The following is a 15936-nucleotide window of genomic DNA, read 5'->3' as shown; positions in this document are numbered from 1 at the left end:
TGTAGTGAACGAACCAAATTATGAATACATCGGACGTTGCACGGTACTAAAGCGTCGTATTGAGAAGAAAGTCGATGATCTCTGGCACGTCAAAGCGGCCATCATTCAATCCGAATACTCACATTTCGTGAATGGTCTTCTTGAACTGAATTATTCAGCTGCAGACCGGATTGAAGAAGCGGCAGAAAAATACAGAGCCCTGCTGCATGAGATCGAAACGCTGGCGCTTGAGCATAATGAATATGCGGCAAAAGCTCATGTGGAGTTGATCGCACTGCAAGCGAATGCATCTGACCTGGCGCACCCCGAAACTGTCCTGGCCGATACCCATGCCACCGAGAACGCCTAAGGCGTGTCGTAAGCGAGGTTGCAGGCAGACCACAACAGACCGCAGCGGATACTGCGATGACCACCGTGGCGAGGGCTGGCGACAGTACAAACCCGGCGTGTCACGTCATCAGCGCGGCTATGGTGCGTCATGGGATAAGACCCGCCTCCGCATACTCAAAAGAGACCGGGGATTATGTCAGGAGTGTTTGCGACGTGGCGCAATAACCGAGGCGACCAGCGTTGACCACAGGCTGCCGCTGGCGCACGGAGGCAGCGACAGTGACGACAACCTTGAAAGCCTGTGTGCCCCATGTCATCGGGCGAAGACGGCGCGAGAGCGCCTGTCAGGCAGGCGGGGGGGAGGGTAAATCTCTCCAGCCTTTGCCCCTCCGGACTGCCCGCCTCATCAAATTTTTACGCGCCCAAAATAAGAAACTTTTTTCCTGAAGGTTTCGCCTATTGATTTGGAGGTTTTAATGGGTGGTGTTGTGCGTTCTTCCGGTGCCGGCCGCAAGCGTAATTTACCTTCAAACCTGAAGAGCAAACTGACCAGGATTGCGCCACCGGATGAATTAATGAGCGACACTGCGATCCGCATCTGGAAAACGCAGAGCAAAATATTAATCGAACGTGGCGTCTTTGATCTGGAGGATGCGCCGCTACTCCTGGCGTACTGCAATGCGTTTCATTTGATGGTTGAGGCCGAAAAAGTCATCGCAAAAGACGGGCTGACAGTATCAAGCGAAATGGGGGGTGAGAAAAAGCACCCAGCAGTTAACGTCCGTAATGACTCCGTTTCTCAGCTCGCCCGTCTGGGGTCACTTCTCGGGTTAGACCCGCTCAGCCGCATAAGAATGACCAGCGGTAAAAATGATCCGGACGATGAAGGGAATGAATTTGATGAGTTTGACTGATGGCTACATATCCGAACGTCAATGCGGCGAACCAGTATGCGCGGGACGTCGTGAACGGGAAGATACTGGCCTGCCGGTTAACCATTCTTGCCTGTCAGCGACATCTGGACGACCTGGAGCGCGCCAAAGATCCACGCTGGCCTTACCGCTTCGATAAAAATAAAGCAGAACGTTTCCTTCGCTTCTCCCAGAAAATGCCGCACACATCCGGTGAGTGGGCTCGCCGGAAGCTGCGAATAGAGTTTGAACCCTGGCAGAAATTTGCGCTTGGCGTGCCGTTTGGCTGGGTGCGGAAGGATAACGGTTTTCGTCGCTTCACTGAGATTTACATCGAGGTACCACGTAAAAACGGCAAATCTGCGATCGCGGCGGCCGTTGGTAACTATATGTTCTGCGCAGATGGCGAGTACGCAGCGGAAGTTTACTGTGGCGCCACGACGGAAAAACAGGCCTGGAAAGTTTTTGCACCTGCTCTGGCAATGGTGAAAAAGCTGCCGGCCCTGCGTCAGAAGTTCAGCATCAAACCCTGGGCGAAGAAAATGACGCGCCCGGATGGCTCCCTGTTCGCGCCTGTTATCGGCGACCCCGGCGACGGTGATTCACCCTCCTGCGCCATTATCGACGAGTACCACGAGCACGATACTGACGCGCTCTATACCACGATGACCACCGGGATGGGGGCAAGGGAACAGCCCATCACGCTGATCATCACCACGGCGGGTTTCGATATCGCCTCACCGTGTTATGAGAAGCGCACCCAGGTGGTCGAGATACTGGAGCGCATCAGAGAAGGTGGTGAAAACGAGGCAATTTTCGGGATCATCTATACCCTCGATGATGACGACGACTGGACACAGCCGGAAGCACTGATAAAAGCCAACCCGAATTACAACATTTCGGTGAAAGAGGGATTTCTCAAGGCCAAGCAGTTGCTGGCGATGTCCACGCCCAGCCAGACCAACAAAATACTCACCAAACATTTCAATAAATGGGTGAGCTCTAAAGCGGCATTCTACAACCTGCAGAAGTGGATGGCTGCGGCAGACAAGACGCTCAAACTGTCCGATTTTGCGGGGGAAGAGTGTTATCTCGGCATAGACCTGGCATCAAAACTCGACCTTAACGCGGTGGTACCCGTTTTCCGCCGCGAAATCGACGGGGTAAGCCATTACTACTGCGTTTCGCCTCTCTTCTGGGTGCCGGAAGATACCGTCTATGCCACGGACCCTGCGCTGAAAACGATCGCCGACCGTTACCAGTCCTTTGTTAATCAGGGCGTGCTGGTTCCGTCGGACGGCGCGGAGGTGGATTACCGCCTTATTTTCGAAGCGATCCTGAAATTACGTGAAACCGTGAAAATAGCGGCGAGCCCGATTGACCCCTATGGTGCCACCGGCCTTTCTCATATGTTGCAGGATGAAGGGCTTGAGCCCGTCACCATTACCCAGAACTACACCAATATGAGCGACCCGATGCGTGAAATTGAAGCTGCGATCGCTGCTGGCCGCTTTCATCATGACGGTAATCCGCTGATGACCTGGTGCATTTCTAACGTTGTCGGTAAGTATTTACCGGGTAGTGATGATGTTGTGCGTCCGGTGAAAGAGGGGGCTGGCAACAAAATTGATGGTGCAGTTGGCCTGATGATGGGTGTTGGGCGCGCGATGCTGAATGAGCCGAAAGACTTCCTTTCTACGCTCGATCCTGATGAGGAACTGTTATTCCTGTGAAATCACTAATTATCGATGTGGCCGGACTGGCTGGCTTCGGCGCGCTGGTGGGAGGTGTATACCTCAAATTTGGCGCTGCGGTCGCCCTTATGGCTGGTGGCTGTGGCCTGCTGTTGTGGGCATTACTGGCGGCCAGGAGAATAAAAAATGCTGATTGACGCCATTTTCAGAAGCAACTCTCTGGAAAACCCTGCTGTACCGATCACTGTCGAAGCCGCCGAAAATGACGGCATTTTTAACGGTGACGTGATCGTAAATCCCAGGACGGCAATGAAACTGGCGGCGGTGTATGCCTGTATCTATGTTATTTCGTCCAACGTTGCGCAGATGCCCCTTCACGTCATGCGGCGCACCGGGAAAAAGGTTGAAACCGCCCGCGATCACCCCGTTTTTTACCTGGTTCATGATGAGCCAAACGCCTGGCAGACCAGCTATAAATGGCGTGAGCTGAAGCAGCGACACATTCTGGGATGGGGTAACGGCTACACACGTGTTAACCGCCACCGGCGAACCGGTGAAGTCACCGGCCTTGAAGCCTGTATGCCCTGGGAAACAACGTTGCTGAACACCGGCGGGCGCTATACCTACGGCGTTTATAACGAAGAGGGGGCTTTCGCCATCAATCCTGACGACATGATCCACGTCAGGGCGCTGGGAAACGATCAGAAAATGGGGCTCAGTCCGGTACTGCAGCACGCTGAAACCATCGGAATGGGCATGAGCGGGCAGAAATACACGGAAAGTTTTTTCAGCGGAAATGCCCGGCCAGCTGGGATTGTCTCGGTTAAGGGGCCACTGAACAAAGACGCCTGGGGATGGCTGAAAGAGCAGTGGCGACAAGCCACAGCGATGCTCCGTAGCAAGGAAAATAAAACCATGCTGCTTCCGGCCGACCTTGACTATAAAGCGCTGACTGTCTCGCCGGTCGATGCCCAGCTCATCGACATGATGAAGCTCAACCGTTCGATGATCGCCGGGATATTTAACGTGCCGGCGCACATGATAAACGACCTCGAAAAAGCCACTTTCTCCAACATCTCCGAACAGGCGATTCAGTTTGTCCGCTACACGATGATGCCGTGGGTGACGAACTGGGAGCAGGAGCTTAATCGTCGGTTATTTACCCGCGCCGAACGGGCTGCAGGGTATTACGTGCGCTTTAACCTGGCAGGTCTGCTGCGCGGTACCGCAAAAGAGCGCGCAGAGTTCTATCACTACGCCATCACAGATGGCTGGATGAGCCGCAACGAGGCGCGCGCCTTTGAGGATATGAACCCGAAAGACGGCCTTGATGAAATGCTTGTCAGCGTCAACGCCTCCCAGCCAGTCAAAACCAAAACCCAGGAGAACACTCCAGATGAGTGAACGAGAAATTCGCTGTTACAGCGGCGAGGTGCGCGCTGAAACGCGCGACAGCGAACCCGGCAGGATCATCGGATACGGTTCGGTTTTTGACAGCCGTTCCGAACTGATTTTCGGTTCGTTTCGCGAAATTATCAGGCCCGGCGCGTTTGATGATGTGCTGAAAGACGATGTCCGGGCGCTGTTTAACCACGATCCCAATTTTATCCTCGGGCGTACCCGCGCGGACACACTGGCACTGACCGTGGACGAGCGCGGCCTGCGTTATGACATCACCGCACCCGAAACCCAGACAATCCGTGATCTGGTGCTGGCACCAATGCAGCGCGGGGATATTAACCAGTCCTCTTTTGCTTTTCGCGTCGCCCGCGACGGGGAGGAATGGTACCAGGACGAGGAAGGTGTGGTAATTCGTGAGATTACCCGTTTTTCCCGTCTGCTGGATGTCAGCCCTGTGACTTATCCGGCATATCAGGAAGCGGACTCTGCAGTCCGTTCCATGAAAGCCTGGCAGGAGGCGCGCGACAGTGGCGCGCTGCAGAAAGCCATTAACCAACGAATGGCGCGTGAGCGCGTCCTGACCCTTCTTAACGCGTAAGGAAAAACCATGAAATTGCATGAACTGAAACAAAAACGTAATACCATCGCGATCGACATGCGTGCGCTGAATGAAAAAATCGGCGATAACACATGGACGGATGAACAGCGCACCGAGTGGAATAAAGCGAAGTCAGAGCTGGAAGCCCTCGATGAGCGCATTGCCCGCGAAGAAGAGCTGCGCCGCCAGGACCAGACCTACGTTGACGAAAACGAGGAAGAGCAGCGCAATAATCTGGATCCGGATAAAGATCCGCAGCAGGACGAAAAACGCGGCCAGATCTTTGATAAATGGATGCGTCACGGCGCCAGCGAACTGAGTTCCGAAGAGCGCAAAGCCTTACGTGAACTGCGTGCGCAGGGTGTGGCACCGGACGAAAAGGGCGGCTATACCGTGCCTGATACCTTCCTGGCAAAAGTAGTCGAGCAGATGAAAGCCTATGGTGGCATTGCCAGCGTGGCGCAGATCATCACCACGTCCGACGGTCGTACCATGGAGTGGGCCACCGCTGACGGTACCGCTGAAGTGGGCGTGCTGCTGGGCGAGAACGAGGAAGCCGGGGAAGAAGACACCGAATTCGGCATGGACAGTCTGGGTGCAGTGAAAATGACTTCCAAGATTATCCGCGTCTCCAACGAGCTGCTGCAGGATAGTGCGATCGACATGGAAGCCTATCTTTCCCGTCGTATCGCGGAGCGTATTGGCCGCGGTGAAGCACGTTATCTCATTCAGGGCACCGGTACCGGCACGCCAAAACAGCCGAAAGGTCTGAAAACATCCGTAACCGGTACCACTCAGACGGCCGCCGCTACCGCCGTGAAATGGCAGGAAATTCTGGCGCTGAAACACAGCATCGATCCGGCATACCGCCGCGGTCCGAAGTTCCGCCTGGCGTTCAATGATAATACGCTGAAACTCATCAGCGAGATGGAAGACGGTCAGGGGCGTCCTCTGTGGCTGCCGGATATTGTCGGCGTGGCGCCAGCGTCAGTGCTCAACGTTCCGTATGTCATCGACCAGGAAATTGATGATATCGGCGCGGGTCAGAAATTTATGTACTGCGGCGACTTCGATCGCTTCATCATCCGTCGTGTGCGGTACATGATCCTGAAGCGTCTGGTCGAGCGTTACGCAGAATTCGACCAGACCGGCTTCCTGGCGTTCCATCGCTTTGACTGTATCCTCGAAGATACCTCTGCAATTAAAGCGCTGGTGGGCAAGGGCTCTGCAAGCAGCTAATAAACCTCATCACTGAACAAACCATGCCGCGTTAAGCGGTTTTTTTGTGCCCGTCATCCGGCGGGCACGGGAGGATTTCTATGTTGCTTTCTCCGGAGGAAATCAAGGCACAGCTCAGGCTGGATGAGGATTACACCGATGAAGACAACTTTCTTGAGCTGCTGGGGCGGGCGGTTCAGGCCAGAACAGAAAACTACCTGAATCGCAGGCTTTACGCTGCGGATGGTGGCGGGGTACCGGAAGAGGATCCGGAAGGTCTGATTCTTTCCGATGATATCCGGATGGGGATGTTGCTGTTGCTGACGCACCTCTACGAAAACCGTTCTACCGTCACCGAAGTGGAAAAAGTCGAACTGCCGATGAGCTTTAACTGGCTTGTCGGTCCTTACAGGCACATCCCGCTATGAAGCTCAGACAGGCGCAGCCCAGCGCAACATACCTTCTGCCCGACCCGGGCGAACTTGACCAGCGCGTCACTATTCGTCGGCGCGTCGATGTCCCGGCCGATGATTTTGGCGTGACGCCGACGTATCCGGAGCAGATCCGGACGTGGGCCAAAAAAACGCAACCCGGTGCGGCAGCGTATCAGGGGTCTGTGCAGGTAGAAAACAGGGTGACGCACTATTTCACCATCCGTTTTCGCCGCGGTATCACCGCCGATCATGAAGTGCTCCACGACGATATTTCGTATCGGGTCAAACGCGTCCGGGACCTGAACAGTAAACGCCGTTTTCTGTTACTCGAGTGCGAAGAACTGGGTACCGATAACGGGAGTGACTATGCCGCAGAAAGCATTTTTACACGTTGATTTCGAACAGCCGGAAGAGCTGGTGTTTAACCGGGCGAGGATGCGACGGGCGTTCGTCAAGCTTGGTCAGGTTCACATGCGCGACGCACGGCGACTGGTCATGAAACGTGGCCGCTCGAAGCCCGGCGAAAACCCTTCGTACCGGACCGGCCAGCTGGCGCGTTCTATCGGCTATTACGTGCCCCGCGCATCCAAAAAACGTCCTGGGCTCATGGTGAAGATCGCGCCAAACCAGAAAAACGGCGAGGGCAACCGGCATATCAACGGCGCTTTTTACCCCGCTTTTCTGTTCTACGGTGTTCGCCGTGGAGCGAAGCGTAAGAAAGGCCATCACCGCGGCGCATCCGGCGGCAGCGGCTGGCGCGTGGCACCGCGTAACAACTACATGACGGAGGTACTGGAAAAACGCCGCAGCTGGACACGTTACGTGCTCTCCCGCGAGCTGCGTAAATCCCTCCGACCTCAACGCAGGAAGAAAAAATGAAACTAACCCCCATTATTGCGGCGCTTCGCGCCCGGTGCCCGCTGTTTGAAAACCGTGTGGGTGGTGCTGCGCAGTTTAAAGCGATACCTGAAGCCGGAAAGCTCAGGTTACCTGCTGCGTATGTTGTGCCAGCCGAAGACGTCACGGGTGAGCAGAAATCGCAGACGGACTACTGGCAGGATTTGACGGAGGGTTTTTCCGTCATCGTGGTACTCAGTAACGAGCGGGATGAAAAAGGGCAGTGGGCATCGTATGACGCCGTCCATGATGTCCGGCAACTTGTCTGGAAAGCGCTGCTGGGCTGGGAACCGGACCCGGAGGCGCATGAAATTCAGTATGCCGGCGGGATGCTTCTCGATCTGAACCGCCACGAACTGTATTACCAGTTCGACTTCACGGTGAAGTATGAAATTACCGAAACAGACACCCGCCAGCAGGATGACCTGGACGGCTTACCCGACCTTGAAACACTCAGTATTGATGTTGATTTTATCGAACCCGGCACCGGGCCAGACGGCAACATCGAGCACCACACCGAAATTACATTTCAGGAATAAATCATGTTTGTGAAACCCGCGAAAGGGCGATCTGTTCCGGATCCGGCCCGGGGCGATGTATTGCCTGTAAAAGGGCGAAACGTCGAAGAGTCCGCTTACTGGTTCCGCCGGAAAGCTGCAGGCGAAATCGAAGTAATTCAACAAAAAGGGGTTAAAGATGACCGTAAGCTTTAATTACATCCCGGCAGATAACCGGGTACCGCTGTTTTATGCCGAGATGGATAACAGTGCCGCAAACACCGCACAGGACAGCGGGCCATCCCTGCTGATTGGTATGGCACTGTCAGATTCTGACATGCCTGTTAATCAGCTGGTCATCATGCCGTCCAAAGACCTGGCAAAAAAAATGGCAGGGCGCGGCAGCCAGCTGGCGCGTATGGTGGAAGCATACCGCCGTGTAGACCCGTTCGGTGAATTGTGGGTTATCGCTGTGCCTGACAACGGGCAGGCGGCAACCGGTACGATCACTTTCTCCGGCACCGCGACAGACGCCGGTTCGGTAAACCTTTATATCGGTACCACCCGCGTACAGGTAACAGCCGCGGCAAACGACACGGGAGCAGATATCGCCCAGGCTTTGCTGGCTGCGATTAACGGCAATCCTGATTTGCCTGTCACGGCGCAATATAAAGTAACGTCCGCCGGGCCTGACCAGGGCACGCTGGAGCTTACAGCCGTGAATGGTGGTGTGAGCGGAAACAGTATCCCGTTATCCCTCAATTATTACGGCACGGCCAGCGGGGAAGAAGTTCCCGCCGGGTTAAGTATTCAGATCGGCAAAATGAGTGGCGGGGCGGGTGACCCGGATTTAACCGGAACGATCGCTGCGATGGGGGATGAACCGTTCGATTATATCGGCCTGCCATTCAGCGACAGCGCATCGCTGCAGTTGATGGCGACGGAGATGAACGACAGTTCCGGTCGCTGGAGCTATATTCGCCAGCTTTACGGTCACGTGTACACGGCCAGAACCGGCACACTGTCTGAGCTGGTAGCATATGGTGATACGTTCAATTATCAGCACATCACCATCGCGGGCTATGAACCAGATGTACAAACCGCAGTTGATGAGCTGGTGGCGTATCGTCTGGCGCGTCAGGCCGTATTCTTACGTAACGACCCGGCACGGCCGACGCAAACCGGCGAACTGACTGGTGCGCTCCCGGCACCCACCGGTAAGCGTTTTACCATCACAGAACAACAGTCATTACTGATGCATGGTATTGCCACGGCGTACACCGAATCCGGTATTTTGCGCATTCAGCGCGACATCACCACCTATAAAACCAACGCCTACGGTGTGGCGGATAACAGCTATCTGGACAGCGAAACGCTACATACCAGCGCTTACGTTCTGCGTCGCCTGAAATCAGTGATCACCAGTAAATACGGCCGTCACAAACTGGCGAACGATGGTACCCGCTTCGGCCCCGGCCAGGCGATTGTTACGCCGTCTGTTATCCGTGGTGAACTGGGGGCGGTGTACCGCCAGCTCGAGCGCGAGGGGATCGTGGAAAACTTCGATCTTTTCCAGCAATACCTGATTGTCGAGCGCAACGCATCAGACCCGAACCGCCTGGATGTCCTGTTCCCGCCTGATTACGTCAACCAGCTGCGTGTGTTTGCTGTGCTTAACCAGTTCCGTCTGCAATACAACGAGGAGGCCGCATAATGGCAAAGATTGCGGGTACCACTTATTTCAAAATCGACGGGCAGCAGCTGTCCATCACCGGCGGCATTGAAGTGCCGATGAACACCCGCGTGCGTGATGACGTGATCGGCCTTGCCGGTGATGTCGATTACAAGGAAACGCACCGGGCAGCCTATACGAAGGTCACAGCAAAGGTGCCCAAAAACTTCCCGGTGAACAAAATCACCACCGCCGACACCATGACCATCACCTCAGAACTGGCGAACGGCATGGTCTATGTCCTGTCGAATGCCTGGCTGCATGGTGAGGCAAACCATAATCCCGAAGAGGGCACGGTGGATCTGGAATTCCACGGTGAAGAAGGATTTTATCAATGACAAAAGAACTGACCCTGAAAAAGCCGATTCTGGCGCATAACGAAAAGCTGCATGTGCTGGAGTTGCGCGAGCCGACTTACGACGAAATTGAGGCGATCGGCTTCCCGTTTACTGTTTCCGGTGACGGTACGATCAAACTGGATAGTGCCGTGGCACTGAAATATATCCCGGTGCTGGCGGGGATCCCTCGTTCATCTGCAGCGCAGATGGCAAAGCTGGATATTTTTAAAACCTGTATGCAAATTCTCAGTTTTTTTACCCAGTCGGAGACGGATCCAGCCTCAGACGACGATTCTACAACGTCGCCTGGTTCTGGAAATTAAACCCCCTTGAGCTACGGCGGGCGGCCATATCTGACTTCCTTGAACTGGAAGCGGAGGCCGTCCGCATCAACGAGGAAGTAAAACATGGCTGACAGTTTCCAGTTAAAGGCAATCATCACCGCCGTTGACCAGCTGACCGGGCCGATGAAGGGAATGCAGCGTGAGCTTAAGGGCTTCCAGAAGGAGATGGGCAGTCTTGCGCTGGGGGCGGCGGCCGCAGGAACTGCCATCCTCGGCGCGCTGGCGCTGCCCATCAATTCCGCGATCGGATTTGAGTCAAAAATGGCCGACATCCGAAAGGTAGTTGACGGCCTCGATGATAAAAAAGCGTTTGCGCAGATGAGTGACGATATCCTGACGCTGTCCACGCAGTTACCAATGGCGGCGGAGGGGATCGCAGAGATTGTGGCGGCAGGCGGTCAGGCGGGGATCGCACGTAGTGATCTGATGCAGTTCGCCAACGACGCCGTAAAAATGGGTGTCGCGTTTGACACCACAGCTGAAGAGTCAGGCCAGATGATGGCGCAGTGGCGGACAGCGTTCAAACTGACGCAGGATGACGTTGTTGTTCTTGCTGACAAAATCAACTATCTGGGGAATACCGGCCCGGCTAACGCGAAGAAAATATCTGAAATCGTCACCCGTATCGGTCCGCTGGGCAGCGTTGCGGGTGTGGCTTCGGGTGAAATTGCCGCCATGGGGGCCACGATCGCCGGGATGGGCGTAGAATCAGAAATAGCCTCAACCGGCATCAAAAACTTCATGCTATCGCTTACCGCTGGAAAATCTGCGACAAAGTCTCAAAAGGAAGCATTAAGAGCCCTTCGGATAAACCCTTCTAAATTAGCTGCTGAAATGCAAAAAGACTCTAAAACCGCGATCCTCAAGGTTTTAGACTCACTTTCAAAATTGTCAGCAACTGACAGACCTCAGATATTGACTCAGCTTTTCGGTAAAGAGTCGATAGGGGCTATCGCACCGTTGCTGACCAACATGGATCTGTTACGCACTAACTTTGACCGTGTGGCTGATGCCCAGGAATACGGCGGCTCGATGCAGAAGGAATACGCATCCCGTGCGGCTACAACCGAAAACCAGCTGGTACTGCTGAAAAACAGCGTCAATGCGATTTCGGTGACGCTGGGAGACACTTTCCTGCCTGCCATTAACGAAGCTGCAGAAGCGGTCATGCCTTACCTGGAGCAGCTCAGAACTTTCGTTCGTGCGAATCCAGAATTGGTACAGACTGCGGCAAAATTTGGTGCGGCGCTGCTGGGCGTTGGCGTTTCTATCGGTGTGTTATCCCGTGCGATAAAAGTTCTGAATACGGTAATCAACCTGTCCCCGGCCAAAGTTGCGATCGCAGCGCTGGCGGCTGGCGCCATGCTGATCATCCAGAACTGGGATGAGGTCGGGCCGGTGATTAAAGAGGTCTGGCACGAGATTGATCGTGTAGTACAGCAGCTCGGTGGCTGGGAAGCGGCTATCAAAGCGGCTGCCGCGATTTCGGCTGTGTATATCGGCATCAAAATGGTAACAAATCTTCAGACGGCCATCGCGACGCAGAAACAATGGACGGCGGCTGCGGGAGCAACGGGGGGCGTTCTTAAAAGCCTCGGAAAAATCAGTCTTATAGGTGGTCTGGTTGAACTCGGCCTGATGGCACAGAAGTTCGAAAAAGAGCACCCCTGGCTGATTAAAAACTTCGCAGCGGATGCACTAAACAGCGGGTTTGGATTGAATGACAAAATGGATGAGTGGGGTAAGGATCTCCACGATTTTGTATTTGAAAAAACCGGCTGGCAGATGCCGCGTGGCGATTCCTATATCTCGGTAGATCCGCTAAAAGCACCCGTAGCGCCTCGGGTCTTCCGGACTGAGCAGGGCAACCCGGCCTTAATGCAACCACAAGGGATTTACCCCCCTGTGTTGCCTCAGCCCGGAAAATATCTTGAGCGTGCTACCTCCCCAGTAACTCAGCGCGGCGAGCTTAAAGTGACGTTCGATAATGCGCCACAAGGAATGCGCGTGCAGGAGATCCCGAAAAGCGGTGATCCACTGATGAACATTACCCATGATGTGGGGTATTCTCCTTTCAGGAATAAATAACAACTGGAGATGGAGTATGAAAAAAACATTGGTTGCTGCTTGTGTGATGGTTTTGTCTTTCCCTGTATTCGCAAAAAAATCACCTACAGCGGATTTCGTCAATGAAATTGAAACAGCAATAAACTCAACAGGAGAAGTCTCTACCTCTCTGGATATTACTTGTCCTGCACAATCTGCGAGCGGGCGGGTTTTGGTCACTCATGCCGATTATACTTATGGATTGAGTAAGGGAGTCTTTGTCTTCAAAAACACAGATGATATTCCTGCAGAAATGAAAAGTATTATTCCCATCCATCCAAACAACGACATTACGTCGGATGTCATAAGCGGGTGGGATTTTGGTTTTATAATTCGCGGTGGTCAATTTTTCGTAACGGTTATGAAAAATGGTGTCGTGAAAGCAGGGATAAATAAAAACGGCACAACCGGTGTTACGGAAGTCAAATGTAAAGTGACAAAACCGCAGTAATCACTCTATCGACTACATAGAAACCCGCTTAATGCGGGTTTTCTTTTGGGGGCAATATGGCTTTTTTTTCTTCAACTGACTGGCGCGACAGGCTGCGCGATGCATCGTTTCGTGGCGTACCTTTTTCGGTGGAGGATGATGAAGGCACCTTTGGCCGCCGTGTCCAGGTGCATGAGTATCCCAACCGCGATAAACCCTTTACGGAGGATTTAGGCCGGGCCACGCGGAGAATGACGATCAACGCCTATTTAATAGGGGATGATTATGCCGATAAGCGCGATCGTCTTATTGGTGCTGTTGAAACAGCCGGTCCGGGTACGCTTGTTCACCCCCAGTACGGGGAAATGCAGGGAAGTATCGACGGGCAGGTGAGAGTCACACACAGCAATGCTGAGGGGCGTATGTGCCGCGTCTCTTTCCAGTTCGTGGAAAGCGGCGAACTGTCATTCCCGGTGGCGGGTATGGCGACGGCGCAGCGGCTGAAACAATCCGGCGGCCTGTTTGATGATGCGATTGAAAGCATGTTCTCTGCGTTTTCGCTCTCCGGCATTGCTGACTTCATCCAGAATGATGTGCTGGCGGACGCAGCCGCGATGCTCGGCGATGTTGCCGATGCATTCCGGATGGTTGATTCCGGCGTCTCAGCGGCGATGCGTTTGCTTCAGGGCGATCTGTCGGTCATCCTTATGCCGCCAAGCGCGGCCAGTGATTTTGTGCGTGAGCTGCAAAAGGCGTGGCGCGCGGGAGATCGGCTGACGGGCGATACGTCAGACCTTGTAACAATGATTAAAACGATGTCCGGCGTGACGCTTGATCCGGGGCTGGCGCCACGGGGAACCTGGCCGACAGATTCCGGCTCTGTTGAGGTGCAAAAGGCCCGGAGTAATATGATTGCCGCGGTCATCAGATCTTCGGCAATCAGTACAGCGGCACAGGCGGTGTCTACGCTGGCGCAGCCGAAAACCATCGCGGCGCCGCAGGGGCAGGCTGGCAAGATTACTGGCGGCGCGGCCAGCAATGACATTATTAATATCTCTCATCCTGCGCTCGACGGCTCTGGTACCACTGTTGCGCCGGAAGACCCGCCAACCTGGGACGAATTAACCGAAATCCGCAGCGCACTGAATGCAGCCATCGACCAGGAGCAGCTGCGAATTACCGATGACGGAATTTTCCAGCAAATAACTGTGCTGAGAACGGACCTCAACCGGGATATTTCCGCCCGACTTGCGCAGGTGGAAATCACTGCAGAGCGAATCCCTCCTGATGTGCTTCCCGCACTGGTGCTGGCGGCTAACTGGTATGACGATGCAGATCGGGAAAAAGATATTCTTTCGCGAAATCTGGTCCGTCATCCCGGGTTCGTTCCGGTTAAACCGTTGAGGGTACCAGTGCGATGAACAATACCGTTTTTTTACGTGTAAACGGCCGCGAGTGGGGTGGCTGGACATCGGCCCGCATCAGCGCCGGCATTGATCGCGTCGCCCGTGATTTTAATGTTTCGATCACCCGGCAATGGCCTGGCAATGATGGCGTGCCTCAGATTAAAAATGGCGATCTCGTTGAGGTGATGATCGGGGATGACCTGGTCATAACCGGCTGGGTTGAGGCATTGCCGCTGCGCTACGATGCCGCGGCCATCACCATGGGGATAGTTGGACGCAGCAAAACGGCAGATCTTATTGATTGCTCAGCTGCGCCAGCACAGCACAACGGGAAAAATCTGTTCCGCATAGCCAGTGCGCTGGCTAAACCGTTCGGTGTTGACGTGGTGGATGCCGGTGCGCCTGCTACCGCCGTCATTGACGCGCAGCCGGAACACGGTGAAACAGTGGTGGACTGCCTGAATCGTCTGCTGGGCCAGGTGCAGGCGCTGGCCTACGATGATGCGCAGGGGAGGCTGGTACTCGGAAAGCCGGGAAATGAGAAAGCGGCCACGGCGCTGGTGCTGGGGGAAAATATCCTTTCATGCGATACAGAACGCAGCGTCCGCGAACGTTTTTCCAGTTATCAGGTTACCGGCCAGCGCCCTGGTACCGATGATGATTTCGGTGAAGCGACGATCGCTGCTATCCGGCAGAGTACGACTGATTCCGGCGTGATGCGCTACCGTCCGCACACCGTGCAGCAATCCGGCACGGCGACGACCGACAGCTGCAAAGCGCGGTGTGAATTTGAGGCCAGACAACGAGCTGCAAAAACCCGCGAAACCACATACACCGTTCAGGGCTGGCGGCAGGGTAACGGCGAACTGTGGCGGCCAAACCTCTCTGTCATTGTTTACGACCCGCTGAACGGGTTCGATAACGAGCTGCTGGTGATCGCCGAGGTGACATACAGCCAGGACAACAACGGCACCACAACGGAAATCCGCGTCGGGCCAGCTGATGCGTATCTGCCCGAACCGGCAACGCCGAAAAAGAAAAAGACATCGGGAGGCACAGAATTCTGATGGCTGGATCTTCTCTTCAGAATATTGTCACGCGCGCTGTTATCACCGCGCTCGATACCGCAAAAAAATGCCAGACCGCAGGGCTTAAGCTAATCGCCGGTGAACAAAAAGAAAACGTGGAGCACCTTGAACCGTATGGTTTTACGTCCGCTGCGCAGAATGGTGCTGAAGCTGTAATGTTGTTCCCTGGTGGTGATCGCTCGCACGGTGTTGCCGTGGTAGTTGCTGACCGCCGGTACCGTCTGAAAGGTCTGGCGCGCGGTGAAGTGGCCGTCTATGACGATCAGGGGCAGTCTGTCACCCTTACGCGCGCCGGGATTGTCGTTAATGGCGGCGGCAAGCCAATTATTTTCACCAATGCCCCAAAAGCCCGTTTCGAAATGGATATCGAGGCCACCGGACAAATTAAAGATCTCTGTGATGGCGCAGGCAAAACGATGTCTGCAATGCGCACGACATACAACGGCCACACCCACAAAGAAAACGGCGACGGCGGCGGCACGACAAACCCTCCAACCCAACCGATGAGTTAA

At 54.6% G+C, this 15936-nt stretch carries 21 protein-coding genes; all 21 read left to right on the top strand.

Features of this window, described 5'->3' with window-relative positions:
• The first annotated feature begins 4 nt into the window (after positions 1–4).
• Positions 5–349 carry a hypothetical protein gene (locus OWK27_RS07975; protein ID WP_267590179.1) on the top strand — a complete coding sequence of 115 codons (345 nt, stop codon included), beginning with the start codon at positions 5–7 and terminating at the stop codon, positions 347–349.
• Positions 330–698, top strand: coding sequence for an HNH endonuclease (locus OWK27_RS07970; RefSeq protein ID WP_267590178.1), 369 nt, complete (start codon positions 330–332; stop codon positions 696–698). The genes OWK27_RS07975 and OWK27_RS07970 overlap by 20 nt, the downstream gene beginning before the upstream one ends.
• A 108-nt stretch (positions 699–806) precedes the next feature.
• Positions 807–1244: a phage terminase small subunit P27 family gene (locus tag OWK27_RS07965; RefSeq protein WP_139936474.1), complete on the top strand. Its 438-nt coding sequence runs from the start codon at positions 807–809 to the stop codon at positions 1242–1244.
• A complete protein-coding gene (locus tag OWK27_RS07960) occupies positions 1244–2974 on the top strand; it encodes a terminase large subunit (RefSeq protein ID WP_267590177.1) in 1731 nt (576 codons plus the stop codon). Before OWK27_RS07965 ends, OWK27_RS07960 begins: the two co-directional genes overlap by 1 nt.
• A complete protein-coding gene (locus OWK27_RS07955) occupies positions 2971–3132 on the top strand; it encodes a hypothetical protein (RefSeq protein ID WP_267590176.1) in 162 nt (53 codons plus the stop codon). Before OWK27_RS07960 ends, OWK27_RS07955 begins: the two co-directional genes overlap by 4 nt.
• Positions 3122–4339: a phage portal protein gene (locus tag OWK27_RS07950; RefSeq protein ID WP_267590175.1), complete on the top strand. Its 1218-nt coding sequence runs from the start codon at positions 3122–3124 to the stop codon at positions 4337–4339. Before OWK27_RS07955 ends, OWK27_RS07950 begins: the two co-directional genes overlap by 11 nt.
• Entirely contained in the window at positions 4332–4934 is a 603-nt protein-coding gene (locus OWK27_RS07945; protein WP_267590174.1) for an HK97 family phage prohead protease, read from the top strand. Before OWK27_RS07950 ends, OWK27_RS07945 begins: the two co-directional genes overlap by 8 nt.
• Positions 4935–4943: 9 nt before the next feature.
• Complete coding sequence (locus OWK27_RS07940; RefSeq protein WP_256027324.1) at positions 4944–6173, top strand: phage major capsid protein; 1230 nt, start codon at positions 4944–4946, stop codon at positions 6171–6173.
• An 80-nt stretch (positions 6174–6253) separates the two neighbouring features.
• On the top strand, positions 6254–6580 hold the full coding sequence (locus OWK27_RS07935) for a head-tail connector protein (protein ID WP_105572756.1): 327 nt from the start codon (positions 6254–6256) through the stop codon (positions 6578–6580).
• Positions 6577–6981: a phage head closure protein gene (locus OWK27_RS07930; protein WP_267590173.1), complete on the top strand. Its 405-nt coding sequence runs from the start codon at positions 6577–6579 to the stop codon at positions 6979–6981. The genes OWK27_RS07935 and OWK27_RS07930 overlap by 4 nt, the downstream gene beginning before the upstream one ends.
• The gene (locus OWK27_RS07925; RefSeq protein WP_267590172.1) at positions 6953–7465 is read left to right on the top strand and encodes a hypothetical protein; all 513 of its coding nucleotides are present in this window, start codon (positions 6953–6955) and stop codon (positions 7463–7465) included. The genes OWK27_RS07930 and OWK27_RS07925 overlap by 29 nt, the downstream gene beginning before the upstream one ends.
• On the top strand, positions 7462–8022 hold the full coding sequence (locus tag OWK27_RS07920; protein WP_252008873.1) for a phage tail terminator protein: 561 nt from the start codon (positions 7462–7464) through the stop codon (positions 8020–8022). Before OWK27_RS07925 ends, OWK27_RS07920 begins: the two co-directional genes overlap by 4 nt.
• Before the next feature lie 3 nt (positions 8023–8025).
• The gene (locus OWK27_RS07915) at positions 8026–8196 is read left to right on the top strand and encodes a DUF2635 domain-containing protein (protein WP_267590171.1); all 171 of its coding nucleotides are present in this window, start codon (positions 8026–8028) and stop codon (positions 8194–8196) included.
• Positions 8180–9694, top strand: a complete 1515-nt coding sequence (locus tag OWK27_RS07910; RefSeq protein WP_267590170.1) for a phage tail sheath subtilisin-like domain-containing protein — start codon at positions 8180–8182, stop codon at positions 9692–9694. The genes OWK27_RS07915 and OWK27_RS07910 overlap by 17 nt, the downstream gene beginning before the upstream one ends.
• Positions 9694–10050 (top strand): phage tail tube protein, encoded by a 357-nt coding sequence (locus OWK27_RS07905; RefSeq protein WP_230793937.1) that lies wholly within the window; start codon positions 9694–9696, stop codon positions 10048–10050. Before OWK27_RS07910 ends, OWK27_RS07905 begins: the two co-directional genes overlap by 1 nt.
• On the top strand, positions 10047–10373 hold the full coding sequence (locus OWK27_RS07900; protein WP_267590169.1) for a phage tail assembly protein: 327 nt from the start codon (positions 10047–10049) through the stop codon (positions 10371–10373). The genes OWK27_RS07905 and OWK27_RS07900 overlap by 4 nt, the downstream gene beginning before the upstream one ends.
• Before the next feature lie 84 nt (positions 10374–10457).
• On the top strand, positions 10458–12482 hold the full coding sequence (locus tag OWK27_RS07895; RefSeq protein ID WP_267590168.1) for a phage tail tape measure protein: 2025 nt from the start codon (positions 10458–10460) through the stop codon (positions 12480–12482).
• 16 nt (positions 12483–12498) lie between these two features.
• Complete coding sequence (locus OWK27_RS07890; protein ID WP_267590167.1) at positions 12499–12951, top strand: hypothetical protein; 453 nt, start codon at positions 12499–12501, stop codon at positions 12949–12951.
• Positions 12952–13007: 56 nt separating this feature from the next.
• The gene (locus tag OWK27_RS07885; RefSeq protein WP_267590166.1) at positions 13008–14351 is read left to right on the top strand and encodes a DNA circularization protein; all 1344 of its coding nucleotides are present in this window, start codon (positions 13008–13010) and stop codon (positions 14349–14351) included.
• Complete coding sequence (locus tag OWK27_RS07880) at positions 14348–15403, top strand: phage baseplate assembly protein (RefSeq protein WP_267590165.1); 1056 nt, start codon at positions 14348–14350, stop codon at positions 15401–15403. Before OWK27_RS07885 ends, OWK27_RS07880 begins: the two co-directional genes overlap by 4 nt.
• Entirely contained in the window at positions 15403–15936 is a 534-nt protein-coding gene (locus tag OWK27_RS07875; protein ID WP_267590164.1) for a phage baseplate assembly protein V, read from the top strand. The genes OWK27_RS07880 and OWK27_RS07875 overlap by 1 nt, the downstream gene beginning before the upstream one ends.

The sequence above is a fragment of the Enterobacter cloacae complex sp. 2022EL-00788 genome (genome assembly GCF_026627565.1).
Taxonomy (GTDB): domain Bacteria; phylum Pseudomonadota; class Gammaproteobacteria; order Enterobacterales; family Enterobacteriaceae; genus Enterobacter; species Enterobacter pasteurii.
The sequence above is the reverse complement of the archived record's forward strand: the minus strand, read 5'-3'. Positions and strand labels throughout refer to the sequence as shown.